24 protein-coding genes are annotated in these 26,467 nt (G+C 70.6%); 8 read left to right on the forward strand and 16 right to left on the reverse strand.

The window, feature by feature from the left end:
* The first annotated feature begins 61 nt into the window (after window positions 1-61).
* Window positions 62-439, forward strand: a complete 378-nt coding sequence (locus tag ACN27F_RS17435) for a DUF1622 domain-containing protein (RefSeq protein ID WP_421434642.1) — start codon at window positions 62-64, stop codon at window positions 437-439.
* Window positions 440-446: 7 nt separating this feature from the next.
* Here ACN27F_RS17435 and ACN27F_RS17440 read toward each other — a convergent pair whose 3' ends face one another.
* The 5 genes from ACN27F_RS17440 to ACN27F_RS17460 all read right to left on the reverse strand — a co-directional run bounded on the left by ACN27F_RS17440 (window position 447) and on the right by ACN27F_RS17460 (window position 6,516).
* Window positions 447-1,739 (reverse strand): low temperature requirement protein A, encoded by a 1,293-nt coding sequence (locus ACN27F_RS17440; protein ID WP_421434644.1) that lies wholly within the window; start codon window positions 1,737-1,739, stop codon window positions 447-449.
* Between the two features lie 67 nt (window positions 1,740-1,806).
* The gene (locus tag ACN27F_RS17445; protein WP_421434646.1) at window positions 1,807-2,487 is read right to left on the reverse strand and encodes a TcmI family type II polyketide cyclase; all 681 of its coding nucleotides are present in this window, start codon (window positions 2,485-2,487) and stop codon (window positions 1,807-1,809) included.
* Window positions 2,488-2,529: 42 nt separating this feature from the next.
* A complete protein-coding gene (locus ACN27F_RS17450) occupies window positions 2,530-3,771 on the reverse strand; it encodes a cytochrome P450 family protein (RefSeq protein WP_421434647.1) in 1,242 nt (413 codons plus the stop codon).
* Window positions 3,764-4,120, reverse strand: coding sequence for a putative quinol monooxygenase (locus ACN27F_RS17455; protein WP_421434649.1), 357 nt, complete (start codon window positions 4,118-4,120; stop codon window positions 3,764-3,766). Before ACN27F_RS17455 ends, ACN27F_RS17450 begins: the two co-directional genes overlap by 8 nt.
* Window positions 4,117-6,516 carry an FAD-dependent monooxygenase gene (locus ACN27F_RS17460; protein ID WP_421434651.1) on the reverse strand — a complete coding sequence of 800 codons (2,400 nt, stop codon included), beginning with the start codon at window positions 6,514-6,516 and terminating at the stop codon, window positions 4,117-4,119. Before ACN27F_RS17460 ends, ACN27F_RS17455 begins: the two co-directional genes overlap by 4 nt.
* A 260-nt stretch (window positions 6,517-6,776) precedes the next feature.
* Between ACN27F_RS17460 and ACN27F_RS17465 the strand changes: the two genes are divergently transcribed.
* A complete protein-coding gene (locus ACN27F_RS17465; protein WP_421434653.1) occupies window positions 6,777-7,442 on the forward strand; it encodes a dienelactone hydrolase family protein in 666 nt (221 codons plus the stop codon).
* A 52-nt stretch (window positions 7,443-7,494) separates the two neighbouring features.
* Here the strand turns inward: ACN27F_RS17465 and ACN27F_RS17470 are convergent, their stop codons facing one another.
* The 4 genes from ACN27F_RS17470 to ACN27F_RS17485 all read right to left on the reverse strand — a co-directional run bounded on the left by ACN27F_RS17470 (window position 7,495) and on the right by ACN27F_RS17485 (window position 12,003).
* Window positions 7,495-7,974 carry a hypothetical protein gene (locus tag ACN27F_RS17470; protein ID WP_421434654.1) on the reverse strand — a complete coding sequence of 160 codons (480 nt, stop codon included), beginning with the start codon at window positions 7,972-7,974 and terminating at the stop codon, window positions 7,495-7,497.
* Between the two features lie 91 nt (window positions 7,975-8,065).
* Complete coding sequence (locus ACN27F_RS17475) at window positions 8,066-9,232, reverse strand: acetate/propionate family kinase (protein ID WP_421434656.1); 1,167 nt, start codon at window positions 9,230-9,232, stop codon at window positions 8,066-8,068.
* A complete protein-coding gene (locus ACN27F_RS17480) occupies window positions 9,229-11,679 on the reverse strand; it encodes a phosphoketolase (protein WP_421434658.1) in 2,451 nt (816 codons plus the stop codon). Before ACN27F_RS17480 ends, ACN27F_RS17475 begins: the two co-directional genes overlap by 4 nt.
* 93 nt (window positions 11,680-11,772) lie before the next feature.
* On the reverse strand, window positions 11,773-12,003 hold the full coding sequence (locus tag ACN27F_RS17485; protein ID WP_421434660.1) for a hypothetical protein: 231 nt from the start codon (window positions 12,001-12,003) through the stop codon (window positions 11,773-11,775).
* Window positions 12,004-12,176: 173 nt separating this feature from the next.
* Between ACN27F_RS17485 and ACN27F_RS17490 the strand changes: the two genes are divergently transcribed.
* Window positions 12,177-12,611: a ChaB family protein gene (locus ACN27F_RS17490; protein ID WP_421434662.1), complete on the forward strand. Its 435-nt coding sequence runs from the start codon at window positions 12,177-12,179 to the stop codon at window positions 12,609-12,611.
* A gap of 2 nt (window positions 12,612-12,613) precedes the next feature.
* Window positions 12,614-13,546, forward strand: a complete 933-nt coding sequence (locus tag ACN27F_RS17495; RefSeq protein WP_421434664.1) for an AraC family transcriptional regulator — start codon at window positions 12,614-12,616, stop codon at window positions 13,544-13,546.
* Here the strand turns inward: ACN27F_RS17495 and ACN27F_RS17500 are convergent.
* The 5 genes from ACN27F_RS17500 to ACN27F_RS17520 form a co-directional block, all read right to left on the reverse strand.
* Window positions 13,430-14,311: an NAD(P)-dependent oxidoreductase gene (locus tag ACN27F_RS17500; RefSeq protein ID WP_421434665.1), complete on the reverse strand. Its 882-nt coding sequence runs from the start codon at window positions 14,309-14,311 to the stop codon at window positions 13,430-13,432. The genes ACN27F_RS17495 and ACN27F_RS17500 overlap by 117 nt on opposite strands.
* Window positions 14,312-14,387: 76 nt before the next feature.
* Complete coding sequence (locus ACN27F_RS17505) at window positions 14,388-16,772, reverse strand: heavy metal translocating P-type ATPase (RefSeq protein WP_421434667.1); 2,385 nt, start codon at window positions 16,770-16,772, stop codon at window positions 14,388-14,390.
* Between the two features lie 13 nt (window positions 16,773-16,785).
* Window positions 16,786-17,748, reverse strand: a complete 963-nt coding sequence (locus ACN27F_RS17510) for a hypothetical protein (protein ID WP_421434669.1) — start codon at window positions 17,746-17,748, stop codon at window positions 16,786-16,788.
* A 160-nt stretch (window positions 17,749-17,908) separates the two neighbouring features.
* Window positions 17,909-18,202, reverse strand: coding sequence for a metal-sensitive transcriptional regulator (locus tag ACN27F_RS17515; protein ID WP_421434671.1), 294 nt, complete (start codon window positions 18,200-18,202; stop codon window positions 17,909-17,911).
* A 9-nt stretch (window positions 18,203-18,211) separates the two neighbouring features.
* Complete coding sequence (locus ACN27F_RS17520; protein WP_421434673.1) at window positions 18,212-18,451, reverse strand: heavy-metal-associated domain-containing protein; 240 nt, start codon at window positions 18,449-18,451, stop codon at window positions 18,212-18,214.
* Between the two features lie 298 nt (window positions 18,452-18,749).
* Between ACN27F_RS17520 and ACN27F_RS17525 the strand changes: the two genes are divergently transcribed.
* From ACN27F_RS17525 to ACN27F_RS17535, 3 genes are all read left to right on the forward strand, one after another.
* Complete coding sequence (locus ACN27F_RS17525) at window positions 18,750-20,657, forward strand: adenylyl cyclase (RefSeq protein WP_421434675.1); 1,908 nt, start codon at window positions 18,750-18,752, stop codon at window positions 20,655-20,657.
* A 113-nt stretch (window positions 20,658-20,770) separates the two neighbouring features.
* A complete protein-coding gene (locus ACN27F_RS17530) occupies window positions 20,771-20,962 on the forward strand; it encodes a phosphatidylethanolamine-binding protein (protein ID WP_421434676.1) in 192 nt (63 codons plus the stop codon).
* Between the two features lie 56 nt (window positions 20,963-21,018).
* Window positions 21,019-22,335 carry a low temperature requirement protein A gene (locus tag ACN27F_RS17535; RefSeq protein WP_421434678.1) on the forward strand — a complete coding sequence of 439 codons (1,317 nt, stop codon included), beginning with the start codon at window positions 21,019-21,021 and terminating at the stop codon, window positions 22,333-22,335.
* A gap of 33 nt (window positions 22,336-22,368) precedes the next feature.
* On the opposite strand, the gene ACN27F_RS17540 is transcribed toward ACN27F_RS17535, so the two are convergent.
* Entirely contained in the window at window positions 22,369-23,166 is a 798-nt protein-coding gene (locus tag ACN27F_RS17540) for a S1 family peptidase (protein ID WP_421434680.1), read from the reverse strand.
* 203 nt (window positions 23,167-23,369) lie between these two features.
* Between ACN27F_RS17540 and ACN27F_RS17545 the strand changes: the two genes are divergently transcribed.
* Complete coding sequence (locus ACN27F_RS17545; RefSeq protein WP_421434682.1) at window positions 23,370-25,172, forward strand: glycoside hydrolase family 15 protein; 1,803 nt, start codon at window positions 23,370-23,372, stop codon at window positions 25,170-25,172.
* Here the strand turns inward: ACN27F_RS17545 and ACN27F_RS17550 are convergent.
* The gene (locus ACN27F_RS17550; protein ID WP_421434683.1) at window positions 25,114-26,418 is read right to left on the reverse strand and encodes a glycosyltransferase; all 1,305 of its coding nucleotides are present in this window, start codon (window positions 26,416-26,418) and stop codon (window positions 25,114-25,116) included. The genes ACN27F_RS17545 and ACN27F_RS17550 overlap by 59 nt on opposite strands.
* Window positions 26,419-26,467: the final 49 nt, after the last annotated feature.

The raw sequence follows: 26,467 nt of genomic DNA on the forward strand, positions 1-26,467 counted from the left end.
CGGCTCCGGCCTGGTTACCGTGGCGGTGCATCTGACCGCCGCCGTTCGGGGAGCCGCCGGGATGAACTTCGAGACGGCGGTCCGGCTGGTCGGCACGACGATCGACGCCCTCGGAGTCATGATCATCCTGACCGGAGTGCTCACCGGAAGCGTGCTCTACCTGCGCGGCATCAGGCGCCACGAGGACCTACGGGCGAACTACCGCAGGTACCGGCAGGACCTCGGCCGGGCGATCCTGCTCGGACTGGAGTTGCTCGTCGCCGGCGACATCATCCGGACCGTGGCGATTTCGCCGACCTTCCAGAGCGTCGGCGTGCTGGCGATGATCGTTGCGGTACGCACCTTCCTGAGCTTCTCGCTGGAAGTCGAGCTGGACGGCCGCTGGCCGTGGAGCCGACCGCCGGCAGCCAGCCGGGCGGGCCGGCGAAACGAATCGTGACCGCCGGTCACAGATTCTCGGCGCGCCACCGGCTGACCGCTTGCTGCGCGGCCTGCTCCTGCCCGTGCAGCGTCGCCTGTACCTCGCGCCGCCCGCCGGTACCGGCGACGAACTGGAACGCGGCGAGCACCGCGCAGACGCCGACGAGCAGGAACAACGCACCGGGCGGGGGCAGCAGCGCGGCCGGATAGCCGAGCCCGACCACCGTCGTACCAGCGAGCACGGTCGAGTAGCGAGGACGGCGAAACGTCCGGGCCGCGATCCCCGCCTCGGCCAACAGGTAGAGCGCGACGCCACCGTAGAGCGGGACGAGGGCGTTCGTCGCGACCGACACGTCCGGTTCGGCGATCACCTCCACGATCAGTTTGAGCCCGAGGGCGGTGTAGACCACCCCGATCACGATCGCCAGGTGCAGGTAGGTGAACACGTCGCGAGCCAGCGGGATCCGTACCTCGTCGCGGGTGCCGTGCAGGGCCTGCTCGACGGAGGGCGCGAGGGTGTCGAAGTGCAGCCACCACAGCATGCCGACCAGCACGATCCCCAGGACCGACGCGACGACCACCGGCCCGGTCAGACTGAGCCGGTCGAACCGGCCCGGTGCCAGTCCGAGCGAGATCACCGCCTCGCCCAGCGCGATCAGCACGATGAGCGCGTGCCGTTCGCTCCAGTGCCCGGCGGAAACGACCGACCAGCGGGCGTACGGCAGCACCAGCCCGATCGAGTACTCGACCAGCAGAGCGGCGATCCACAGGCCGACCCGGACCTCGGCCACGGCGTGTGCCGTGGTCAGCCGCGGAACCAGGACCGCAGCGGCGATCAGGGCGCTGGCCAGCACCGCCGGTGCGACCAGCGCCCACAACTGCCGCCGGGAACGCCCGGCCGTGGTCAGTACGGACCAGAAGGCCGCGAGGGTCAACAGTCGTACGGCCAGATAGCACGCACCGAACACGACCGGGCCGGGCAGATCACCGGGCTGGTTCACGAACGCCTGCGGGATGGACAGGGCCATCACGAAGGTGGCCGCCATGATCGCCACTCCGATCACCGGCAGCGGGCCATGATCTACCCGTACCGTGTTGCCGAGGGCGACGAACCCGGTCCAGCACCACCAGAGCAGCGCCAGCACCACCGCCCCGGACAGCAACGAGCCGGCCCTGGTGTCCCGCGACAGCAGCCCTGCCACGTTCAGGAAGGCGAAGACGAAGATCAGATCGTAGAAGAGTTCGAGACTGGTCACCCGGCTGCCCGGCAGGATCGGCTGGAGCCAGCGCGATCGGCGCAACGGATGCGGGGACGTCACCATCCCAGTTTTTCAGCCGACTTGCCGCGCTACCTGCGGTTTCGCCTGAACGCCCCGGTCCGTTGGCTCAGTCGACGGCCTGCCAGCGGTAGAACTGCCTGGCCACCGCGTCCCGGTGGTCCCGCCAGTCGCCCGGGGCGTACGGGCCGATGTACGGGCTCAGCTCAGCCATGATGTCGCCGAACTTGGGTGTCTGGTGGATCCGGGCGTCGTCGGCGGACGGCGGCACCGACCGCTCCAGCAGGTGCACGTAGACGTCCTCGGACGAGTACAGCCAGCGGCCGGTCACCTGCATCTCGACCGGCAGCGGTCCGGCATCGGAGTCGGCGAAGATGCGGGCGACATTCGGCTCGGCGCCAGGTTTGATCCGCCCGACGATGACGGTCAGGTGGCGCTCGTCCGTTGGCTCGCCGGACACGGTTTCGGCCGGCACCCAGCGGTAGAACTCCTTGGCGACCGAGTCGGACGGATTCCGCCAGTTCTTCTGGTACGGCGTCACGTACTGGCAGATGATTTCGGTGATCTTCTGGAAGGCGGGCAGCCCGCGGGTCTGCCCGGACACCGCTGGATCCTCCTTGCGCTCGACCAGGTGGATGTACAGATCGTCCAACGACAGCAGGCGACGCCCGATCACCCCGAAATCTTGCGGCCGGGTGCTGTTGTCGTAGTAGTCGAAGACGTCGGCGACCTTCTGGTGGGTGCCGGGGGCGATCCTGGCGACGATCACGGTACGGAAGGGGATGGTCATGGCATCTACTCCTCTGCCTTGTCGACGCTGGTCGTTCGACCCTCAGGACTGGTGCTGGTCGTCGAAACGGAGTGGAAGTTCGAGCAGGCCCCGAAACGGCGACGCGGCCGGCAACCGGCGCAGCTCGCCGACCGGCACGGCAAGGTGCAGACCCGGCAGCCGGCGCAGCATCGACCCGATGCCGATCTGCGCCTCCATCCGGGCCAGTGAGACGCCCAGGCAGTAGTGGACGCCGTGCCCGAAGCCCAGATGCGGGCCACGGTCGCGGGTGACGTCGAGCTGGTCCGGGTCGGCGAAGTGCGCCGGATCGTGGTTCGCGGAGTTGAGCACCACGCCCACGACCGAACCGGCCGGGATCCGTACCTGGTCGTACTCGACGTCCTCGGTGGCGATCCGAGGGCTGGCCACCGGCAGCGGGCCGTCGAACCGGATCAGCTCCTCGATGGCTGACGACAGCAGCTCCGGCCGGGCCCGCAGCAGGTCGAGCTGCTCGGGGTTGGTCAGCAGGGCCAGCATCGCGTTGCCGATGAAATCGGCGGTGGTCTGGTGCCCGGCGAACAACAGCAAGAACGCGGTGGAGACCAGCTCCCGCTCGGACAGCCTGCCGTCGTGGTCACACGCCTCGATCAGTGCGCTGATCATGTCGTCGGCGGGTTGTTCTCGCTTGACCCGCACCAATTCGGCCAGGTATCCGTGCAGTTTGAGCTGAACGTCCTGCACGGCGGCCCGTTCCTCGTCCGGGCTGCGCCGTGACGATCCGGAGGTCCGGATCACCTGCGTCCACGACTGCACCCGGTCGTGATCGGCACGCGGCACCCCGAGCAGCTCACAGATCACCACCATCGGCAGCGGAATCGCGAAATCGTGCATCAGGTCGCAGGAGCCCCGCGGCACGATCTTGTCCAGCAGGTCGTCGACGACCTGCACCACCCGGGGCCGCAGCGCCTCCATCCGGCGTGGCGCGAACGCCTGGGACACCAACCGGCGCAGCCGGCTGTGCTCCGGCGGATCCGAGTTCAGCATGTTCTTGTTCAGCCCTTCCGAGTTCGGGCCGAAGATCCGCAGGTAGTGCTGGCCTGGTCCGTACAGGTCCTTGGACAGTCTCGGGTCGGTCAGCGCCGCCCGGGCGTCGTCGTACCTGGCGATCAGATAGGAGTCGAACCGGGGGGAACGGACCAGCCGTACCGGCGCTTCCTCCCGCATCCGGGCGTAGATCGGGTACGGGTCGGCCGCGTACTCGTCGGTGTAGAGCTCCGACGCCGCGACGGCGTGCTCCTCAGTCATCTCGGCTCCTCCGTCGTTGCGGCTTCGTCGTCTCGGGCTCGTCAAGTTCACCCGGCACGGTGTGCAGTACGTGGTAGGTGTGCCGGTGCGCGGATTCGCGCAGCTCCCGGATCACTCGCAGGAGCTGGTCGCGCTGTTCGCTGCGGCCGAAGGCGTCCAGCCGTTCCCGGTCGGCCCAGTCGCTGATGATCAGGTACATGCGCGGATCGTCCGCGTCGCGGACCAGGTCCTGGTGCAGGCAGCCGTCGAGGGTACGGATCTGCTCGGCCGCCGCCAGCCACTCCGTTTCGAACCGTTGCTCGCAGCCGGGCCGGGTGCGCATGGCGAGCACGGTGCGTACCGTCGTCAATTCGTACCTCCAAACACCTGGTGCAGATTGGCGCGCAGGGCCTCGGCGTCGACCGGCCGGCTGCGGAACCCGACGTGACCGTCCGGGCGGATCAGGTAGAGGGCGGTGCCACACACGTCGTACGCGGTGCGGAACTCGCCGACGGTGTCGCGCAGCACCGGTGGGCTGGGCATCGGCGGCGCGGCCACGTCCGGGCTGAGCAGCAGATAGCTGTCCACCTCGCCGGCCGACTGCTCGCGGACGTCGGTGGCCAGTTTCTCGACGGCGGCCACCTCCGCCTCGCCGGCCGAGGCGTCCGCGTAGACCAGCAGGGTGTGCCGGGTGCCGCCGATCAGCTCGTGCAGCCGCAGCGGATGCCCGACGCCCCGCCGGTGCAACCCAGCGACGTCCGGTGCCCGGTCGCCGGGGGCGGGACCGGCCCCCAGCGAGTCCGGGCCGGCCAGCGACTCGCCGACCAGCGGGCTGCCCCGGTACGTCAGCAGCATCGACATCTCCTGCAGAAACTGCCGCTTCAGGTCGGCGTGATCGAGTTCGTCGGTGAAGGCCATCCGTACCGCCCGCCCGACGATCTCCGCACCCGCCGGCCGTCGCTCGACCTGGTAGCTGTCCAGCAGACCGGGCGCATCGCGGCCACGCGCCGCCAGGGCCAGCTTCCAGCCCAGGTTCCAGGCGTCCTGGATGCCGGTGTTCATACCCTGGCCACCGGCCGGCGGGTGCAGGTGTGCCGCGTCGCCGGCCACGAACACCCGGCCGTCGCGGTAGCGGTCGACGATGCCGTGGCTGATCCGGAACACCGACGACCAGCGCAGGTTCGACGCCCGGGTGCCGGGCGGTGCCAACTGCTCCAGCGCGGCCTGGACATCGGCGAGGGTCGGCTCGGCGAGTTCCTCGCTGAATCCCGGCGGCGCGTCCCGGCCGCCGGTGGCGGCGAAGAACCGGGCCGGGGCGAGGGTGGCGATCCGGTACCGTGACTCACCGCGCAACGGCACGCAGACCAGCATGTTGTCCATCTGTCCAGCTGCGTCGGTGTGCATCAGCCGCAGCAGGTGTCCGTCCGGCATGTCCCAGTCCACGTCGACGTCGCCGAGCATGAACAGTTGCGGGAACCGGCCGAGCCCGCCGGTGAACGTCAACCCGAGCAGTTCCCGGACGCGGCTGTGCGCGCCGTCGCAGCCGACCAGGTACTTGGCGCGGATCGTCTCCTGGCCGGCTCCGCCGGGCAGCGCCAGCGTGGCGGTGACGTCGCTCGCGGCGGTTCCGCCCGCGCCGGTTCCGCCCGCGCCGCCGCTGTCGGTGAAGGACAGCAGCTCGACCCCGCGCCGCGGCCGTACGCCGAACGCGGCCAGCCGGTCGGTGAGCAGGCGTTCCGTCTCGTACTGCGGCAGACCAAGATGTTCGTACGGTAGTTCCGGCAGCTCCCAGCTGATCCGGTGGGTTTCGGTGCCGTTGACGAAGACCGCCTGTCCGGTGAGCCAGCTGCCGGCGTTCATCGCCTCCTGCACGACCCCCTGGCGTTCCCAGATCTCCATCGTGCGGCAATGCACCCCGATCGCCTTGTCGGCCTGGCCGGACGGCGCGGCCAGCTTGTCGATCACCTGGCAGTCGATGCCGCGCCGGGCCAACTCGATGGCGAGCGTCAACCCGGTCGGTCCCGCGCCGACGACGAGTACGTCCGTACCGTTGTGCTGCGTGCCGGCCTCCTGCCCGGGCTGACTCACCGTGATCTCGGTCCTGGTAGCCGGGGGTGACACCGAATGGAACAGGCGGCGCCGGAACTGCAGCAGGAACGGCGCGATGGGGCCGGCTTCCTTCCGCTTGTGCGCCGGGTCGGCTATCCATCGGTAGAATTCGGTTTCGCTGCGCCACCGGGCGAAAATGTGGTAGACGTCCGAACCGGGATCCCGCAGCAACTCCTCCCACAGGTATCCCGGCACCCGCGCCATCCGGACGGTGACCTCGGGATACCCGCGCTGGAATTCGACGAGCCGGTGGGCCGGCACCCGGATCTCGACATCGACGAATATCTCCGCACCGCCGGGGCCGGAGCCGATGGTCGACGCGTCGATCTCGGCCAGATCTCCCACATCGATCGGGTCGCTGGGCTCAGCAAGCTCGCGCAGCATCCGGTAGGCGTCCGGCCCGACCGGCTCGCACAACGCCCGTACCGCCTTGGTGAACCGGGCGGCGACCGGCCCGGCCTCGTAGCCGCGCAACGCCGATTCGTCGACCCATTCGGTGACCACGACGTACGCCCGGGGGTCGGTGGCATCGGCCAGGAGCTGCCGCCGCAGGTTGCCGGCGGACCGGGCGATGTTTCCGGCCGCCGCGCGCCAGGCGGTGGCCACCGCCGGTTCCGATCCGGACCGCGCGCGGATCCGGAGCATCGTCCTGATCATCGAGCCTCCCTGCACGGCCTACGCGACACGGGTGAGGCGGTCGCACCCGCCGGGGCGGGGCTTTCCGGTGGCTCGAATCTGCCGGACGCCGCGTCACCCGGCCGTCAACCGTGACCGGCACCTGGTCAGGAACCGATGACGCCGCCGGGACGCACGACTCGGCATCAGTTGCCGGAAGCTGGGTACGAAGGAGTGTTCGGACACCGTTGCTTCCGTGAACCGTTGGCCTCGTACCCCTGCTTCGATGGAGAGTGATCGACATGGCCGCCTGGACGACCGCGACCCGGGTCGATGCCGCTGGGGTGGACCTCACCGGCGATCTGACCGTGCCGGCCGGCGCCAGCGGACTGGTGCTGTTCGCGCACGGCAGCGGCAGCTCCCGGCACAGCCCGCGCAACCAGGCGGTAGCCGCCGCTCTCCACCGGCGGCCCGTGGCCACCCTGCTGATCGACCTGCTCACCGCCGACGAGGAGCTGGTCGACGTGCAGACCCGGCGGTTGCGGTTCGACATCGGCCTGCTCGCCGACCGGCTGATCGGTGCGATCGACTGGCTGCGGGCCCAGCCGGAGACCCAGCCGCAGCCGGTCGGGCTGTTCGGGGCCAGCACCGGCGCCGCCGCCGCGCTGATCGCCGCCGCCGCCCGACCCGAGGCGGTACGAGCGGTGGTGTCCCGGGGTGGCCGCCCGGACCTCGCCGGCCCGGCACTGACCGAGGTCGAAGCGCCGACCCTGCTGATCGTCGGCGAACGGGACCAGCAGGTGCTCGACCTCAACGAGCAGGCCCGCAACACCATGAGCGTGGCCGCCGAGCTGCGGATCATCCCCGGCGCCACGCACCTGTTCGAGGAGCCCGGTGCCCTGGAACAGGTCGCCGAGGAGGCGGGCGGGTTCTTCGCCGACCACTTCGGCCGGCCCACCGTCACCTGAGCATGCGCCCATCGCCGATCCGGCGGGTGTCAACCGGTGCGGGCCGGCACGGCTACTCGGCGGCGAGCTGCCGCGCCAGCCGGTCCAGACCGTCCCTGATCAGCTTCCCGTACTCGTCGTCGCCAAGCGTGCCGATTCCCGCCTGCGCGCGGTGAAGGTGCTCGCGGGCCCGGCCGAGATCGCCGAGCTTGCGATGGCACTCACTCAGGTTGAGGTGCAGCGACGGGTACAGACCGGCCACCGGCAGCGGCACTCCCGCCTGCGCGACCCGGGCGTCGGTGAGCAGGTCGGCCGCCACCAGTGCTCGCTGGTCCCAGAGCAGCTCCTGGTGGACGTCGTCCTGCACATCGGCCATCGCGTGCGCGAGGACGCAGACGTGCAACGGATCGCCGCGCTCCCCGCCGATTTCGTCCCAGATCTGGGCGAACAGGTCGCGAGCGGCGGCCCGCTGGCCTTGCTGATGGTGCAGCTGGACCCCTTGGTTGATGCGGGCGAGCGTTTCATCGGTGACCATCGGTTGCTGCTCCCGCACGGCTGATCCGTCGACGACGGCAGGATCGTACTTGGCGGGGCCGACACTCCTTGCTGGTCCGAGCGCGCCGAGACTTATTGCTGGCCGAGCGTCACGTCGGCGGGGACCCGGCGGCGAGGGTGTCGCGGGCGAGTTGGAGTTCCTCACGTGGTTGCACGACCAGCACCGGGACGTCCGCACCGGCCGGGCTGACCGGGCCGTCGTCGGTGCGGTTGCCGGTGACCGGCAGCGGTACACCGAGCAGCCCGAGCCCGGCGCAGATTCCGTCGCGCACCTCCGGCTGGTCCCAGCCGATCTCCCCGGTGAACACGACCGCGTCCAGCCGCTGTAGCGACGTCGCGGCGGCGGCGATCTCCCGGCGTACCCGGTGGGTGTAGACGTCCAGCGCGAGCGCGGCGCAGGGGTCGCCGTCCGCCGCCGCGACCAGGTCTCGGGTGTCACCGGACCGGCCATCGGACAGACCGAGCAGTCCGGCCTGGCGGTTCAACCCGTCGTCGACCTCCTGGCGGCTGAGCCGACCGTCGAGCAGCCAGAGCAGCATGCCGGGGTCGACCGCACCGGAGCGTTTGCTCATCGGGATGCCGTCCAGCGGGGTGAATCCCATCGAGGTGTCCACGCTGCGTCCATGGCGGACCGCGCAGACCGAGGCGCCGCCGCCGAGGTGGGCCAGCACCAGGTGCAACTCGTCGACCGGTCGGCCCAGCAGATCCGCCGCCCGTCGGGTGGCATAGGCGTACGACAGCCCGTGGAAGCCGTACCGGCGCAACCCCCAGCGCTGCCGCCAGCCGGCCGGCAGCGGATAGGTGGTCGCGTGCGCCGGCAAACCGTCATGGAAGGCGGTGTCCGGGCAGAGCACCTGCGGTACACCCGGCAGCAGCTCCCGCAGCTGGTCGAGCAGGGCCAGCGCCGGCGGCACGTGCAGCGGCGCCAACTCGGCCAGCGCGTCGAGTGCGCTGCGCGTCTCGTCGTCGACGACGGCGGTCGGGCGACGGACCCGGTCACCGCCGTGCACCAGCCGGTGGCCGACCAGATCCGGTGCCGGGTTGGCCGCGACGAAGTCACGCACCGCGCGGGCCGCGCCGGTCGAACCGGGTGCGTCGTCGCGGTCCAGCCGCGCCCCAACCCGATCGCCGTCCGCCCGATCGCCGTCCCCCTGGTCGCCGACCGCCCAGTCGCCGGCCACGAGATCGACCACGAGATCGACCATGACCAGGTGCAGGCTGGATGATCCGGCGTTGACGGTGAGGATCGTGGTCACGGCGTCCACCGCCAGTCGCTGATCTCGGATGCGTCGGTGCCGTGCCGATAGGCGTACGCGACCAGCCGGTCCCGTTCCCGCCGCAGGTCGTCGGCGATGTCACCACCGTGCGAGGACCAGCCGGTGGCCGAGGTGACGGCGTGCCCGGCCAGATCGTGGCGGCTCATCGCGTTGGCCACCAGCAGGTCGTACGGCGTGGTCGTGGTGCCTTCCTCCAGGTATCCGTGGACGTGGAACCGGTTTGGGTCCGGTCGCCCATGCAGCACCTCGTGCACCGCCGACGGGTAGCCGTGGAAGGCGAAGACCACCGGCACGTGCCGGCCGAACAATCGGGTGAACTCGCCGTCGGTCATGCCCCGCGGGTGCCGCTCGCGCGGGGCGAGGGTGAACAGGTCGACCACGTTCACCACCCGTACCCGCAGGTCGGGTGCGTGCCGGCGGAGCAGCCAGGCGGCGGCGACCGTCTCGATGGTCGGGGTGGTCCCGGCGCAGGCCAGCACCACCTGCGGTTCGCCGCCGCCGTCGTCGACCGGGCCACCGCCGTCGTCGACCGGGCCACCGCCGTCGTCGACCGGGCCACCGCCGTCGTCGACCGGGGCACCGCCGGCCGCCGGGTCGTTGCCGGCCCAGTGCAAGGCCCCGGCACCGGCCCGGCAGTGTGCCTGGGCACCGGCCAGGTCGAACCACTGCCGACCGGGCTGCTTGCCGGCGATCACCAGGTTGATCGCTCCCGTCGAGGCGAAGCAGTTGGCCATCGTGGCCAGCAGGGTGTTGGCGTCCGGCGGCAGATAGATGCGGGCGACCGAGGCCTTCTTGGTGAGCAGGTTGTTGATGAAGCCGGGACCCTGGTGGCTGTAGCCGTTGTGTTCCTGGCGCCAGCCGTCACTGGTCAGCAGGTAGTTGAACGAAGCCACCGGCGCCCGCCACGGCACCTCGTGGGACATCTTGAGGAACTTGGCGTACTGGTTGACCATCCCGTCGATGATCGACACGAATGCCTCGTAGCAGGGAAACAGGCCGTGCCGGCCGGTCAGCAGGTAGCCCTGCAGCCAGCCCTGGCACAGGTGCTCCGACAGCACCTCCAGCACCCGCCCGTGCGGCGCGAGGTGCTCGGCGTACCCGGTCACCGGCCAGGCGTACCCCCGGTCGGTGGCGGCCAGCACCGCGTCCAGCTTGTTCGACGCCAGCTCGTCCGGGCACATGATGCGAAAGTCGCGGCGGTCGGCGGTGGCCCGCATCAACTCGGCCAGCCAGCCGGCCAGGGTCGCGGTCGCGCTCGCCGCCGTGACACCCGGCTCGGTCACCTCGACGGCCGCCGGTGCCAGCGGCGGCAGCGGCAGATCCCGACGCAACTGCCCGCCGTTTGCCTGCGGCACGCAGCCCAACCGCAGGTCGCCTGCGGGTGGCACGGCCAGCAGATCGGGGTACGGCTGCCCGCCGGCTTCGAACAGTTCGTCCGGCCGGTACGAGCGCAGCCAGCGGTCCAGCAGCGCCAGGGTCTGCGGGTCGTCGGCCGCGTCACCGAGCGGCACCTGGTGGGCGTGGAAGGTGCCGCCGAGCGGCTTGTCGTGCGCGTCGACCTCGGGCACCCCCCAGCCCTTCGGGCTGCGCACGATCAGCATCGGCCACCTCGGCCGGTCCGGGCGTTCGCCGGCCTGACAGCGCCGGCGCAGCGCGGCGGCGTCGGCGTACGCGCCGTCGAGCACCTGCGCCAGCGCGGCGTCCGGGTCGTTTACCGCGGTCACGTCGAGAATGCGCGGCGACCAGCCGCAGCCGGTGAAATAGTCGATCAGCTCGGTGTCGCTCATCGTGGCGTACACCGTCGGCGATGCGATCTTGTAGCCGTTGAGGTGCAGCACCGGCAGCACCGTGCCGCTGGTGGCCGGGTCGAGGAACTTGGTCGACTGCCACGAGCCGGCGGTCGGGCCGGTCTCCGCCTCGCCGTCACCGACGATGCAGGCGACCAGCAGGTCCGGGTCGTCGAGTGCGGCACCGACCGCCGTCGCCAGGGCGTAACCGAGTTCCCCGCCTTCGTGGATGACGCCCGGCACCTCGGGTGACAGGTGGCTGGGAAAGCCGCCGGGCCAGGAGAACCGCCGGACCAGCTCGGTCAGGCCGGCACCGTCACGGACCAACGCCCGGTCGCGGTCGCCGTGGGTGCCGTCCAGCCACAGGTTCGCGTGCACCGCCGGTGCGCCGTGACCAGGCCCGGTCACCAGCAGGGTACGGTGGCCGGTCGCCCGGACCAGCCGGTCCAGCCCGGCGTAGACGAGATTGATGCCGGGACACGTTCCCCAGTGCCCGAGCAGCCGCGGCTTGAGATGCTCCGGGCGCAGCGGCTCCCGCAACAGCACGTTGTCCTGCAGGAAAATCATCGCGGCGGCGAGATAGTCCGCCGCCCGTCGATAGCGGGCCAGCGCCTGGGTCTCGACAGCCGTGCGGGTCATGGACGCGACCATGCCTCTCCTCCCCGACGAATCGTCCCCAGCGGACCTGCCCGCCCAGGTCCGCGGTGAAACCGGCGGGCAGGCCCACGCAGATCAGGATTCGCCGGTGAGTCGATCGGCGAGCATGCGCCGGCCCTGTTCACCGGCTTTGAGATCGTTCTCCTGGATCCGACGGAACCACTGGGCGAGTTCCCGATCACCGTTGCGCTCGGCGTCTTCGATGTAGGTGCCCATCCGCCACGCGTTCTCCAGCGACTTCTGCAGCACGGTGATCAGGTCGTAGTTCTTGTCCTTGACCGGACTCGGTGGGGCGATGACCGACATGACGGCTCCTTCCGCAGTTCGGGTCTTCGACACCGGGTACCCGGCAGCGGTACGGGCATGCCACCTGGCGGGGCCGGATGACCGCGACGGCTTAGCCCGCCGGGCCAGGGGTAAGTGTTCCCGTACGGCGGACTCCGCCGACGGCCAGCGAGCCGGTGTTCGGAGGAGGAAAAATGGAAGACAAGCACAAGCAGGCCGAGCAGATGCGCAAGGACGTGCCCAGCACGATCGCGCGCTCCGACGACAAGGCCGTACGGACGTACAAGAAGACGCTGGAGTCGGCAGAGGAGAGCTACGACGACCCGGCCCGGTCGCACCGTGCGGCATACGCGTCGCTCAAGCACACCCACGAGAAGGTCGGCGACCACTGGCAACCGAAGGACGGCAAGGGTCCGTCCGACCCGCAGGCCGCCCAGGGCACACCGCGGTCGCTCAGGCAGCCCCGCCGGACCGCCCAGGGGGTCGATGTCAACGCCAGCAAGGGTCACCTGGACGACGTCGCACGCCAGGTCGGTATCGACGATCCGGCGAGCATGAACAAGGATGACCTGGTGCGGGCGATCGAGAAGGCGAACGCGCGGGCGACGGCGAAGGCCCGCAAGAAGTGACCGTGCCGTCACCGGCCGCCCAGCCAGCGGCCGTGCCGCCAGCCGGTCATCGCCTGCGCATCGGTAGCGGTGCCGCAGGCATCGAGCGGCTGGCGGCGGCACTGGTCGGGGTGGGGTTCGCGCCGCACCGGCATGACACGTACGCCATCGGGGTCACCCGCAGCGGCGTGCAGACCTTCCGTTACCGGGGTGAGCAGCGCCACTGCCTGCCCGGACAGTGGCATGTGCTGCACCCGGACGAGCTGCACGACGGCGTCCCCGGCACCGCCGAGGGTTTCGGATATCGCATCGTCTACCTCGATCCGGCGCTGGTCCACGACGCCCTCGGCGGCGGGCCGCTGCCGTTCGTTCCCGATCCGGTGATCCGGCCGGCCCGGATGCCCCGCGTGCTGGCCGAGTTCCTCGCCGACATCGACCAACCGCTCGATCCGCTGCAGGCGGTCGAGATCACCACGGTCATCGCCGACATGCTGCGCACCCACGCCGGCCCGGTCCGCCATCGCCGGCACGACCCGGTGCACGTCGACGCCGTACGGCGGGTCCGGGCGGCCCTGGCCGAGGAACCGGCCCGGCGTCATCGGGCCGAGGAGCTGGAGGCCGTCGCCGGCCTGGACCGCTGGTCGATCGCGCGCCAGTTCCGGGCGGCCTTCGGCACCAGCCCGAGCCGGTTCCGTACCGGCCGGCAGCTCGACCTGGCCCGGACGCTCATCCGGGCCGGGCACCGCTTGGCCGACGCGGCGGTGGCGGCCGGCTTCGCCGACCAGGCCCACTTCACCCGCGCCTTCAAGCGGACGTACGGGCTGACTCCTGGCGGGTGGTCAGCGGCCGGCGGTACGCGTACGCAACGCGTGCAGCACTCCGATCATGTCGGCCCCTCCGTGGCCGATATCGGCCGTCTCCCCGTACAGCGCATGGCAGGCGTCCAGCAGCGGTGACGCGACGCCCTGCGCCCGTGCCGCCTCGACGACCAGTCGGTTGTTCTTCAGTACGTCCACGATCGATGCCTGCACCGCGTAGTCGTCGTCGACCAGCTTGGCCAGCTTGGCACGGGACACCGTCGAGGCCATCGGGCCGGCGTCGAGGATCCGCCGAAACAGCGCGGCGTCGATGCCGTGCTCCTGGGCGAAGTGGAACGCCTCGACCAGTCCGGTCACCATGGCGATCAGGAAGACGTTGACCGCGAGCTTGGTCACCAACGCGCTTGGCACCGGCCCGCAGTCGAAGACCTCGGCGCACATCGGCGTGAGCACCGGCCGTACCCGGTCGGTGTCGCCCGCCGCGCCAGCCACCATGGCGACCAGGGCGCCGGCCTCCGCCGGGCCACGCGACCCGGACACCGGCGCCTCGACGTAGGCTCCGCCGACCGCGGCGATGTCCGCGCCGAGTGCGGCCGAGTACGCGGGCGCGACCGTGCCCATCTGCACCAGCGTCCTGCCCCGCAGAGCCGCGATCCGGTCGGTGCCACGGCCGACCACGGTGTCGATCGCGGTCTCGTCGGCGAGCATCGCCAGCACGATCTCACACCGGGCGAACACCTCGGCCGGGCCGCTCGCGATCCGGGCGCCGGCTGCTGTCACCGGGGCGCAGCGCTGCGGCGTACGGTTCCAGACCACCAACGGCACTGCGTCCCGAGCCAGATTCAACGCCATCGGCTGGCCCATCACGCCCAGCCCGACGAATCCCACCTCACGCACCGGCATGTCCTCCCGCTCGAACCTGATCCGCCACGGCCCGGCCGTGAGCCGGACCCCGCCCGTGGTTCTAGCGGTGCCGGGATCAACCGGTCTTGAACGATTGTGCGACCGGGCGGAACCGGCGCAGCCGAAGGCTGTTGGTGACCACGAAGACCGACGACAGGGCCATCGCCGCGCCGGCGATCATCGGGTTGAGCAACCCGGCGGCGGCCAGCGGCAGGGCCGCGACGTTGTAGGCGAAGGCCCAGAACAGGTTGCCCCGGATGGTACGTAGCGTGCGCCGGGACAGCCGGATCGCATCGACGGCGGCGTGCAGGTCGCCACGTACCAGGGTCAGATCGGCTGCCTGGATCGCGGCGTCGGTGCCGGTGCCCATGGCCAGGCCGAGATCGGCCTGGGCGAGCGCGGCGGCGTCGTTGACCCCGTCGCCGATCATCGCCACCGTCTTGCCCTGGTCCTGGAGCTGCTTGACGGCGTCGACCTTGCCGGCGGGCAGCACCCCGGCGACGACCTCGTCGATGCCGACCTCGGCGGCGACCGACCGGGCCGTGGTGAGATTGTCGCCGGTGAGCAGTACCGGGGTGAGCCCGAGGTCGCGCAGCGCGGCGATCGCCGGCCGGCTGGTCGGTTTGACCGCGTCGGCCACGACCAGCACGCCGCGTGCCTGGCCGTCCCAGCCCGCCATGATCGCGGTCCGGCCGGCCGCCTCGGCTGCGTCGGCGGCGGCGACCAGATCGGCGGGAACGCTCAGGCCTGCCTCGGCGAGCAGCCCCGGCCGGCCGACCAGCACGGTACGGCCGTCGACGGTGCCCCGTACGCCGATCCCGGCCAGGCTGGTGAAGCCGCTGACCGGCGGCAGCCGCCCAGGCTCGCCCGTCTCCTCGCCCGTACCGCCCGCCGTCGTACCGCCCGCCGCCTGGGCGGGCGTCTCCGGGGCGAGCATCTTCGGGGCGGCCTGCGCGACGGCCCGGGCGATCGGGTGCTCCGAGGCGGCCTCGACCGCCCCGGCGAGTCGCAGCAGCTCGGCACGCCGTACCCCGGCCGCGCAGACCACGTCGACCAGGGCCATGCGTCCGGTGGTGACCGTGCCGGTCTTGTCGAGCAGGACGGTGTCGACCCGCCTGGTCGATTCGAGGACTTCCGGGCCCTTGATCAGGATGCCCAGCTGGGCGCCCCGGCCGGTGCCGACCAGCAGCGCCGTCGGGGTGGCCAGACCGAGCGCGCACGGACAGGCGATGATCGCGACCGCTACCGCGGCGGTGAACGCCGCCGCCGGCCCGCCACCGGCACCGAGCCAGAAGCCGAGGGTGCCGACGGCGAGGGCCACGACGACCGGCACGAACACCGCGGAGATCCGGTCGGCCAGCCGCTGCGCGGCCGCCTTGCCGCTCTGCGCCTGCTCGACGAGGCGGGCCAGTTGGGCGAGCTGGGTGTCGGCACCGACCCTGGTCGCGGTCACCACCAGCCGGCCGCCGGCGTTGACGGTGGCGCCGACGACGGCAGCGCCCGCAGCGACCTCGACCGGGACCGATTCGCCGGTGATCATGCTGGCGTCAACTGCCGAGCTGCCCTCCGTGACCACGCCGTCGGTGGCGATCTTCTCACCGGGGCGGACCACGATCCGGTCGCCGACGGCGAGTTGGTCGACCGGGATCGGCACTTCCACACCGTCACGCAGCACGGTGGCCTGTTTCGCCCCCAGTTGCAGCAACGCGCGCAGCGCCGCACCGGCCCGGCGCTTGGCCCGGGCCTCGAAGTAGCGTCCGGCCAGGATGAACGTGGTGACGCCGGCGGCGACCTCCAGGTAGACGCTGGCGGTGCCCATGCCACGGTCGACGGCGAGGCTGAACGGATGAGTCATTCCGGGGATGCCGGCGTCACCGAGGAACAGCGCCCAGACCGACCAGCCGAACGCGGCCAGGGTGCCCATCGACACCAGGGTGTCCATGGTGGCGGCGCCATGTCGCAGGTTGATCCAGGCCGCCCGGTGAAGCGGCAGCCCGCCGTAGACCACCACCGGAGCGGCCAGCACCAGCGAGGCCCACTGCCAGTAGGTGAACTGCCACGCGGGCACCATGGCCAGCAGGATCACCGGCACGCTGAGGACCAGCGAGATCCACAGCCGGGTACGCAGCACACGCAACTCGTCGTCGGCTCCGCCAGCTGGCGCGGTGCCGGCGGCGCCGGCCTGGGCGTCGGCGGCACCGGCGATCGGCGACTGTGGCGGCGGCAACGTCGCGGTGTAGCCGGTCTGCCGCACGGTCGTGATCAGATCCTGCGCGGTGACGGCGGAATCGTCGACGATGGCGGTGGCCTTCTCGGTCGCGTAGTTGACCGTCGCCGTCACGCCCGGCATCCGGTTGAGCTTCTTTTCGATCCGGGCCGCGCAGGAGGCACAGGTCATGCCCCCGATGGTCAACTCGATACGGGTCTGCGCCCTGGGCGAAATTGCATCGACGTCGGTCATCGCGTCGGGCTCCTCAATCGTGCTCGTGCTGGTGACCGTCCGGCTGGCCGGTGTGCTCGCCGCCGGCCGGTCCCGCCGCCGCGGCGGCGGTGAATTCGGCCGTGTGCACCACGCCGGAGTGTTTGAAGTCCAGATAAAGGCGATAGATGCCGGCGGCCGGCACCTCGGCGTGGAACGTCAGTTCCGGGCCGGCGACGACCCGGTCGCCGGTGGCTGCGGTATCCGGATGCACGTGCAGGTACGCCAGGTCACCGTCACGCAGCGCGACCAGGTGGCCGAACGCCCCGAGGTACGGCTGCAGGTCGGTCACCGGTACGCCGTCCCGGGTGATCCACAAGCTGAGCCGGCTGGCGGTGCCGGCCACCAGGTCGCCGACCAGATCCACCCGGTAGCGGCCCACGTCGGCAGCGGGCGTCGGTGCCGGCAGCGGCACCGGCTGGTAGTCACCGGCGGCCGGCACGTCGACGCCGAGAGTCAGCGCGGTGTCGAGTGCCGCCGGCCGGAAATCGGCGAAGACACGGTACTGCCCGGCCCGCGTGACGGTCAGCCGCTGCACCCAGGTCCCGTCGGCCCCGAGCGCGGGGTGCAGGTGCTGAAATCCGGAAAGGTCTCGGCGCACCACCATCAGGTGCAACTCCCGCTCATGCGTGGGGGTATACCTGGTCACTGGTTCGCCGTCCGGGCCGACGATCGTGAACCGGAACTCGGTCGGCGTGCCGACCGCCAGCGCCCGGGTCTGCGGCACGAGCCGGTAGCCACGGTCGCTGACCAGCAGCCCGGCCGGGGCCGAGTCGCTGCCGTGCCCGGAGTCGTGTCCGGATCCGGCGTCACCATCCGCCGATACCCCGGCCGCTTGCGGGTCGGCCGGGTCGCCGACCAGCCGGCCGAATCCCAGCGAGCCGGCGAAGACGACCACCAGCGCGACCCCGTACAGGCCCAGCCGGGTCAGGCTACCGCGCTCACCGCGCTCACCCATCAGAACCACCAGTCCAACCTCGCCGTCACCGGCTTCGCTGTCATCGGAGCGGTCGACCGGCCGCCGGGCAGGTTCACCTGCCCGGCGGGGGCGACCGACACCCAACATACCCCGTAGGGGTAGATGGACAGTCGGTGGGTACGGCACCGGACGCGCCGCGTCAGCCCCGTTTCATCAGCCGACCGACGGCCGCCATCATCTCACTGGCCATCTCGTCGGCCCGACCTTCGACGGCGCCTTCGTGCATGCAGTGCCGGGCGTGGCCGTCGAGCAACCCGAGCGCCACCTTGTCCAGCGCCGCCTGGATCGCCGAGATCTGCGTCAGCACGTCGATGCAGTAGCGGTCGTCGTCGACCATGCGCGAGATGCCCCGCACCTGCCCCTCGATGCGGCGCAGCCGGGCCTGCAACTGGTCTTTCGAGGCGGTGTAGCCGCGCACGGGCACAGTGGTCATGCATAAAGGTTAGCGACCCCCGGGGGGTATCTGCGACGGCTGGTCGGCTACGAGTTGATAGCCTGCCTCCTCGACCGCCTCCTCGATGTCCGGCCCGGGCAGCGGCCCGTCACTGGTCACGGTCACTCGCCCGGCAGAGACGTCCACCTCGACCCCGGTCACCCCGGCGATCTTGCCGACCTCACCGGTCACCGCGGCTGCGCAGTGCCCGCACGTCATCCCATGGACGACGTAGGTGTTGACAATCATAAATCTCCCTCCAAAATCTCCGTCAGTCTACCCCTACCCCGCAGTGGTATTTAGGGGCGGTCGGCGGAACACCGGAGGACGCCGAACGACAGCCGGCCGGAAGAAGCGGCACCCGCCCCCATAGCGGATGGACGATTTACCCGGTAGAAACATTGCATCCCTGATGTTGCTCGACCCGACCACGGGGCAACCACCCGAGAGAGCGCTCTCACCGACCACGAGGATGACCGATCACCTTGACCCACAGCGCTGAACCAGCACCCCGAACCCCTGCCGACCAGCGGAGAGGACGAATTCGATGAGCTACCAGCCCCGTACCGGGCGCCTTGGCCGGGCTGCTGCGCTCGGTCTCGTACTGACCGTGGCCATGGCCGCGACACCGGCCGCCGCCTCACCGGCCACCTCGAAACCGGCCGCATCCATCTCCGGACGCCACGGGCCCGGCTGGTCTGGTCAGCCGGAACTGGGACCGCACACCACGGTCTTCCACCCGCAGATGCCGGTGCACGAGATCCAGGCCGAGCTGGACGCCGCCTACGCCGAGCAGGTCGACAACGAAATGGGCCGGCAGCGGCAGGCGTTCCTGTTCCTGCCGGGCAGCTACGGCACTGCCGACGAGCCGTTGCAGATCAAGGTCGGCTACTACACCGAGATCTCCGGGCTCGGTGCCTCCCCCACCGACGTCGTCATCAACGGCAAGATCGAGGCGTACAACCGCTGCCTCACCGACGGCGGCACCGGCAACTGCATCGCGCTGGTGAACTTCTGGCGCACCCTGTCCAACCTGTCGCTACGCATCGACGCGAGCGGCCAGGACGACTGCCGGTCGTCGGCGAACTTCTGGGCGGTGTCGCAGGCGGTGTCCCTGCGCCGGATGGACATCAGCGGTGGCGGCCTGTCGCTGATGGACTACTGCACCGCCGGACCGCAGTACGCCAGCGGCGGGTTCATCGCCGACTCGCGCCTGCCGGCCACCACCAACGGCTCGCAACAGCAGTGGCTGACCCGCAACAGCGAGATCGAGAGCTGGTCGAACGGGGTGTGGAACCAGGTGTTCACCGGCGTCGTGGGAGCGCCCGACGACGCGGCCTTTCCCGACCCGCCGTACACCACCCTGGCCACCACCCCGTTGAGCAGGGAGAAGCCGTACCTGTTCGTCGACGCACGGGGCGGATACCAGGTCCGGGTGCCGGCGGTACAGCGTGGCAGCCTGGGCGTCTCCTGGGGCGACGGTCTCACCCCCGGACGGAGCATTCCGATCCGTGACTTCTTCGTCGCCACCCCGGCAGACCCGATACACATGATCAACCGCCAGCTCGCCCAGGGCCGGCACCTGCTACTCACCCCCGGTGTGTACGACGTCGCACACAGCATCCGGGTCAGCCGGCCCGACACGGTGATCCTCGGTATCGGCCACGCCACTCTCACCGCTGTCCGGGGTGCCGTACCGCTCGACGTCGCCGGCGTGCCCGGCGTGGTGGTCGCCGGAGTCACGATCGATGCCGGCGAGACCGAGTCACCGGTGCTGCTGCGGGTCGGCCGCACGTACGGGCGTAACGCCAGCAGCCCCCGTAACCCGATCACGCTGTCCGACGTCTACTTCCGGGTCGGCGGACCGCACATCGGCCGTACCGACACCGCGCTGGAGATCAACAGCGATCACGTACTGATCGACCACACCTGGGTGTGGCGCGCCGACCACGGCGTCGAAGGCTTCACCGAAGGGGTCAACGGCGACACCGACCGTTGGCGGACCAACACCGGACGCTACGGAGTGGTCGTCAACGGCGACCATGTCACCGCGACCGGACTGTTCGTCGAGCACTTCCAGCGCTACAACACGGTCTGGAACGGCGAGCACGGCACGACGGTCCTCTATCAGAACGAGTTGCCGTACGACCCGCCCACCCAGGCGGACTGGATGAACGGCGACGTCGCGGGCTGGGCCGGCTACAAGGTCGGCGACCGGGTCCGGCAGCACACCCTGTACGGCGCCGGGGTGTACGTGTTCAACCAGAACAACCCGTCGATCCGTACCGAGAACGGGTTCGAGGTGCCCCGGCGGCCCGGCGTGCGCCTGCACCACGTCATGACCGTCAACCTCAGCGCCGGCGTCATCGACCATGTGGTCAACGGCGTCGGCGAGGCCGCCGACATGACCCGGGTTGGCCAACCGGTCTACCTGGTCGAGTACCCACTGCCCTGACCAGGGCGGGCTCGCCACGTCGCTATCCGTGCCGGACCTCGGTCCGGCACGGATAGCGAACCGGATCGTGGGTACCCCGGGTCGACGGTCACCAGGGGTAGGAGGGGCGGGTCATGTCGGGCAAACGACCAGGCAGCAAGGGGTACGACAGACAGCGGGCCCGGCTACGCAAGGAGTTGGAGGACTCCGGCCAGGCCAACGATGCCGGCGCCGACGATCGGGCGAACGAGATCCTGCAGGACGAGCGGGGGCGGCAGGGCGTGTTGCGCAGTGAGCGCGGTCTCGGCCCGAAGGGCGAACGCTAGGCTTCACCGGTAGCAAATCAGGAGCAAAGCTATATATAGCCGCATACGCTGCCCAGGTGAGCGGCGAGGAGGCGGTGACCCGCGTACGGCCGGCGGCGCCCGGCGCCAAGGTGACCCGGCTGGAACTCTTCTACGACCTGGTGTTCGTGTTCGCCTTCATCCACCTCAACACCACGTCCGCCAAGCACCTCGATGCGTTCAGCCTGTTGGCGATCTTCCTCCTGCTCGGCGCTCTTTGGCTGGTCTGGTCCCGGTTCGCGGTGCTGGGCAACAACATCCGCGCCGATCAGGGCGTCATGCCCATCGTCGGCTTCGCCATCATGACCGCCATCTTCGTGTCGGTCGCGTCCCTGCCGGAGTTCGGCGGCCCGCCTGAGCGGCGCGCAGCCGGCGTACCGCTGGCGATCCCGGGCGAGTTGATCTTTCCCGCGTGCTACGCGCTGATCTGGCTCCTGGAGATCCTGGCGCTGCGGCACGCGGCAAAGGGCTACCCGTGGCTGCGCAAGTTGTGGTGGCGCAGCGCACCGGCGCTGGCGCTCAGCACCGTACTGCTGGTTGTGGCCGCCTTCCTGCCGCCACAGGTCGGCGGTAACGCCGGGATCATCACCTTCATCGCACTCTGGGCGGTCGCCATCGCCACCGCCTACCTCGCCGCGATCCGCACCGACGCGCTGGCCGTCGTTTCCGCCGGACACTGGACCGAACGACACGCCCAGATCATCCTGATCGCTCTCGGCGAGTCGGTGATCTCCCTCGGCATCGGCGCCAACCTGCTGTCCGGTACGCCGCTGACCGTGCCGCTGCTCGCCGCGACCCTGCTCGGTATCGCATTGATCTGCGCGCTGTGGTGGACCTACTTCGACGCCCGGTCCTACGGCGCCGAGCAGGTGCTGCACCACACCCAGGGGATCGACCGGGCCCGGCTCGCCCGCGACGCGTACACGCTGCTGCACTTCCCGATGGTGTTCGGCGTCGTACTGCTCTCCCTCGGCATCAAGCAGGTGCTGGACCACCTGGCCAGCCTGGCCGGCAACGAGGACCCCGACGCGGTGCTCAACCCGATCCACCTGCGGGTGCTGTACGCCGGGGTGCTGCTCTACCTGCTCGCCCTGCTCGCGTTCCAGGCGCGTGTGTCACGAAACGTCGATTGGCTCGCGGCACTGCCCATCCTGCTCATCGGCGCGATCCTGCCCGTGGCCGACCGGCTCTCGCCGTTCACCGCGCTCGCCGTGCTCAGCGTGATCACCGTCGGTACCGTGGCGCTGGAGACGGTCCGCTACCGCGGGGCACGTCGACAGCTGCGCAGCCAGCAGCTCGCCGAGCAGCAGGCGCTGGAGAGCGAAGAGACAGACTGGCGCCGCCGTCACCTGTGACCAGCTGACGCGGCGGGCCGGGCGACCGGGTGGTCAGTTGCGGATCACGCCGTCGATCCAGTCGGCGATGGTGTCGACCCGGGAGGTGGTCTCGACGCCGGTGTGCGGGCACCCCGGGCCGAAGCTTTCGACCGCCACGAGCCAGGGACCGCCGTGGTGGCGGCCGTGGTGGCGCGGCGGCTCGACGAAGTACGGCGCGCCGGAGTCGTACGGGCATGCGCTGGTGTCCGGCCGCGGCTGGTATCCGGTGACCCCGACCGTCGCGTCCGCGACCTCGGTCACCTGGACCTGCCCGGTGCGCAGCACAGTGGACGGCGTCGGGTCCACCGAGTTGTCCGCGCCGTACCCGGTGATCCGCAGCACGTCGCCGATCTGCGGGGCGCGCCGGCTGAGCCGCACCGGCATGATCCCGACGACAGGTTGGTCGAGCTTGGCCAACGCCAGGTCGTTGGTGGGCGACTGGTGGACCGTGACGACCGTGGCCACCTCGCCGTTGTCGCCGGTCAGGTCGGCTCGGCCGACCGTCGCGGTGGTCAGGTCGGCGACCGGGCGGTCGACCCGGACTCCGTCGACGTCGCGGAAACAGTGCCCGGCGGTGACGATCCACTGTGCCGCGATGAGGGCGCCCGAGCAGGCGCTGTTCCGGCGACCGCCGTCGGCGGTAGGGATGCCGGTCATGGTCAGCTTCACCGAGAAGCGGTAGTGGCCTTCCGGTACGACCTCACCGTTGGCCACGGCGGCGGCCGGGCCGGCGGTGGTGACGGCAGCGGCAGCGGTGAGCGCGACCGTGAGCACGGCGGCAACCAGTCGGGAGATGGCGGTACGGGACACAGACGCGGTTCCTCACTGGTCGGCTGTCGGACGGGGCGCGTCCACCGCCGGGCCGGCGGTGGCCACACCTCGCCGAGGGTAAGCCGAAGCTCGATCAGCTAGATAGGGGACATTTGCCGATATCTGTCGGGCACCGTCGCCCGACCCGGATCCGCCACATTGTTCCCGGCATGATCACCGATCGGCTGGGTAGCCCCGGACATGTGACTGATATCGCCGACTATGGGCTACTCGGTGACTGCCAGGGAGCAGCCCTGCTCTCCCGCGACGGTTCAATCGACTGGTGGTGTCCGGCACGGTTCGACGCACCGAGCGTCTTCACCCGACTGCTCGACACGCGGGGTGGACACTGGTCGATCACCCCGGTCGACCGGTACACCGTCTCCCGCCGCTACCTGGACGCCACGATGGTGGTGCAGACCGATTTCCACACCACGCAGGGGCAGCTGCGGCTCACCGACGCGCTCGCCCTCGGGGCGGGCGAGCGTGGCCATCGGATCGGGCTGGCCTCCCCGCACCTGCTGGTGCGGCAGGTACAGGTGGTTTCCGGCACCGCCGACGTACGTGTGGAGCTGGCTGCCCGACCCGAGTACGGCCTGATCCATCCAGCGGCGGCGACCTGCACCGGCACCACCGGAGTCGAGTTGGTCGGTGGCAACGACCGGCTGCTGCTCACCGGTGACCGCCCGCTCGCCGTCGACGACGGCATGGCGACCGGACAGTTCACCCTGCGGGCCGGCGAGACCGTCCGGTTCGCCCTGCACCACGGATCGGCGGTCGAGCCGCCGGCGCCGGCGCCGTCCTGGCCGCAGGCGCTCGGCGACACCATCGCCGGCTGGCGGTCGTGGGACGAACTGCACCACGGCTATCAGGGGCACTACCTCGACCAGGTCCGACGCAGCGCGCTGGTGTTGCAGGCGTTGACCTACCAGCCGACCGGGACAGTGGTGGCCGCCCCGACCACCTCCCTACCGGAAGAGGTCGGCGGCAGCGCCAACTGGGACTACCGGTACGCCTGGTTGCGCGACGGCGCCTTCACGTTGCAGGCGCTGTGGGTGGCCGCCTGCCCGGACGAGGCGCACCGGTTCTTCGACTGGATCGCGGCGTCGACCGGCAAACCGGTGGCCGGGCAGCCCGTACCGATCATGTTCGGCGTCGGCGGCGAACGCGACCTCACCGAACACACCCTGGATCACCTGCGCGGCTACCGTGGCTCCGCACCGGTACGGGTGGGCAACGACGCCTGGCGGCAACAGCAACTCGACGTACTCGGTGAGGTGCTGCAGGGCGCATGGCTGCTACGCGACCGTCTTTCGCGGCTGTCCCCCGACGCGGGTGAGTTGCTCCGCGCGCTGGCCGACCGGGCGGCCCGATCCTGGACACAGCCGGACTCGGGCATCTGGGAGGGCAGAGAAGGGCAGCGGCACTACCTGACCTCGAAGCTGATGTGCTGGGTGGCGCTGGACCGGGCGATCAACCTGGCCGGGCTGCTGCACGCCGACGACGCGGTACCCCGGTGGCGGCGGGCCCGCGAGGACGTACGGGCGGCGATCCTGGCCCACGGATGGAACGCCGAGCGACAGACGTTCACCGGCTCGTTCGGCTCCGACCATCTCGACGCCGGAGTGCTCGTGATGCCGATCGTCGGTTTCCTGCCGGGTACGGATTCCCGGGTGGTCTCGACGATCGACGCCATCGAGCGGGAACTCGGTCATGACGGACTCGTCCAGCGGTGGACCGGCGGCGACGACGAGGGCGCGTTCCTCATCTGCTCGTACTGGCTGGCGCAGGCCCTCGCGCTGGCCGGGCGGATCGACCGGGCTCGGCAGGTGTTCGAGGCGGCCACCGGGTACGCCAACGACCTGGGGCTGCTCTCGGAGGAAGTGGATCGACGCGACGCCAGCCTGATCGGCAACTTCCCGCAGGGGCTGTCCCACATCGGTCTGATCAACGCGGCGTGGACGATCGACCAAGCGGCGTCCGGCCGGGTGACGGCGGGCGGGTGAGAATCGACCGGGCGAGCACAGGTTGTCCGCCGAACACCAGTGGCGGATCGGCGGCCAGCGGCAGGGCGGCCAGGTTCGCCCGGTAGGAGCCGTCGTCGAGGAGCCGGGCCACCGCGTCCGCGATCCGGTCGGCGCAACCGTCGTCCGGCAACCGGTGCCCCACGACGCCGCGGTCGATGCCCACCCGCCGACCGAGGCCGATCCCGATCCCGAGCCGCTGGGCCTGCCGCGCGACCAGCGGCTGGTCGCCGAAGAATGGGACGACCACCATCGGCACCTGAGCCAGGATCGCCTCGTGGAAGCTGTTCGCACCACCGTGGGTGACGAAGGCGTCCGCCCGGCTGAGCGTCTGCTGTTGGTCGACGGTTTCACCCACGGCCCAGTTGTCCGGATAGCGGTCGAGGATGTGCCGGCCACGGGTCGGAAACACCACGGACAGCGCCGTGGTGTTCCACCGTCGGGCCAGACCGGCGACACACCGGCGCAACGCGGGCGCCACGCGCGGGTCGGCGTACCACAGGTTGTCCAGCACCTCGGTGCCGAACGACAGGTAGACCACCGGGACGGCCGGCGGTCGGTCGCCGCGACGGCGCCAACCGGCTGGCAGCTGCCGACCACCTGTCCGTTGCCAGCCGTCGGAGAGATAGCCGGCGAAGCGGTAGTCGGCCGGGGCCCGGTTGGTCCGGAAATCGACCGGCGTGACAGCTGGGTACGACCAGAGCAGATTGCGGTCGCCGGGTAGGTGCAAGCTGTTGGAGACGAGTTCGACGGCGGACGGGGCGAGGTCGACGGCGTACCGGCGGTTCATCTTCTCGATCGCGGCTGCGTTGGCCGGCGCGGTCAGACAGGACCGCAGGTAGCCGGTGTCGACCAGCGACCCGACCAGACCGGGCACCGAGCTCCATCCCGGCACGCCGAGCAGTCGGGCGACGAGATGTCCTTCGACCGCGCAGAAGTCGTACAGCACCAGGTCCGGACCGAACGCCCGGGCCGCCGCCAGGCATTCGTCGAGCAGTCGGTACGCGCGCTCGAACACCCGATCCGCCGGGGTGTTCAGGAACTGGCCAGACCCCCGTACGCCGACCGCCAGCCCGGCCAGGTCACCGAGTCGCGGGCCGACGGTCTGCCGGTCGACGAGGACCAGCCGGAAGGTGTGCTCCGCACGGTGGGCGCGGATCAGCCGCTTGAGAATGTTCAGATGCCCCTCGTTGGGGATGGTGAAGACCAGCACTCGTCGTCGCCGCATCGCACCTTCCTCCGCCCGGTACCGGTGGCCGGGTCGCTGGCCACGTTCC

Source organism: Solwaraspora sp. WMMB335 (genome assembly GCF_049179075.1).
GTDB lineage: Bacteria > Actinomycetota > Actinomycetes > Mycobacteriales > Micromonosporaceae > Micromonospora_E.

What these genes read in the sequence shown, in the direction of transcription:
- ACN27F_RS17435 (WP_421434642.1), top strand. Translation starts at nt 62, where the DNA reads ATGAACTTCGAGACGGCGGTCCGGCTGGTCGGCACGACGATCGACGCC.
- ACN27F_RS17445 (WP_421434646.1), bottom strand. Translation starts at nt 2,487, where the DNA reads ATGACCATCCCCTTCCGTACCGTGATCGTCGCCAGGATCGCCCCCGGC.
- ACN27F_RS17450 (WP_421434647.1), bottom strand. Translation starts at nt 3,771, where the DNA reads ATGACTGAGGAGCACGCCGTCGCGGCGTCGGAGCTCTACACCGACGAG.
- ACN27F_RS17460 (WP_421434651.1), bottom strand. Translation starts at nt 6,516, where the DNA reads ATGATCAGGACGATGCTCCGGATCCGCGCGCGGTCCGGATCGGAACCG.
- ACN27F_RS17465 (WP_421434653.1), top strand. Translation starts at nt 6,777, where the DNA reads ATGGCCGCCTGGACGACCGCGACCCGGGTCGATGCCGCTGGGGTGGAC.
- ACN27F_RS17480 (WP_421434658.1), bottom strand. Translation starts at nt 11,679, where the DNA reads ATGACCCGCACGGCTGTCGAGACCCAGGCGCTGGCCCGCTATCGACGG.
- ACN27F_RS17485 (WP_421434660.1), bottom strand. Translation starts at nt 12,003, where the DNA reads ATGTCGGTCATCGCCCCACCGAGTCCGGTCAAGGACAAGAACTACGAC.
- ACN27F_RS17490 (WP_421434662.1), top strand. Translation starts at nt 12,177, where the DNA reads ATGGAAGACAAGCACAAGCAGGCCGAGCAGATGCGCAAGGACGTGCCC.
- ACN27F_RS17500 (WP_421434665.1), bottom strand. Translation starts at nt 14,311, where the DNA reads ATGCCGGTGCGTGAGGTGGGATTCGTCGGGCTGGGCGTGATGGGCCAG.
- ACN27F_RS17505 (WP_421434667.1), bottom strand. Translation starts at nt 16,772, where the DNA reads ATGACCGACGTCGATGCAATTTCGCCCAGGGCGCAGACCCGTATCGAG.
- ACN27F_RS17510 (WP_421434669.1), bottom strand. Translation starts at nt 17,748, where the DNA reads ATGGGTGAGCGCGGTGAGCGCGGTAGCCTGACCCGGCTGGGCCTGTAC.
- ACN27F_RS17515 (WP_421434671.1), bottom strand. Translation starts at nt 18,202, where the DNA reads ATGACCACTGTGCCCGTGCGCGGCTACACCGCCTCGAAAGACCAGTTG.
- ACN27F_RS17520 (WP_421434673.1), bottom strand. Translation starts at nt 18,451, where the DNA reads ATGATTGTCAACACCTACGTCGTCCATGGGATGACGTGCGGGCACTGC.
- ACN27F_RS17525 (WP_421434675.1), top strand. Translation starts at nt 18,750, where the DNA reads ATGAGCTACCAGCCCCGTACCGGGCGCCTTGGCCGGGCTGCTGCGCTC.
- ACN27F_RS17530 (WP_421434676.1), top strand. Translation starts at nt 20,771, where the DNA reads ATGTCGGGCAAACGACCAGGCAGCAAGGGGTACGACAGACAGCGGGCC.
- ACN27F_RS17550 (WP_421434683.1), bottom strand. Translation starts at nt 26,418, where the DNA reads ATGCGGCGACGACGAGTGCTGGTCTTCACCATCCCCAACGAGGGGCAT.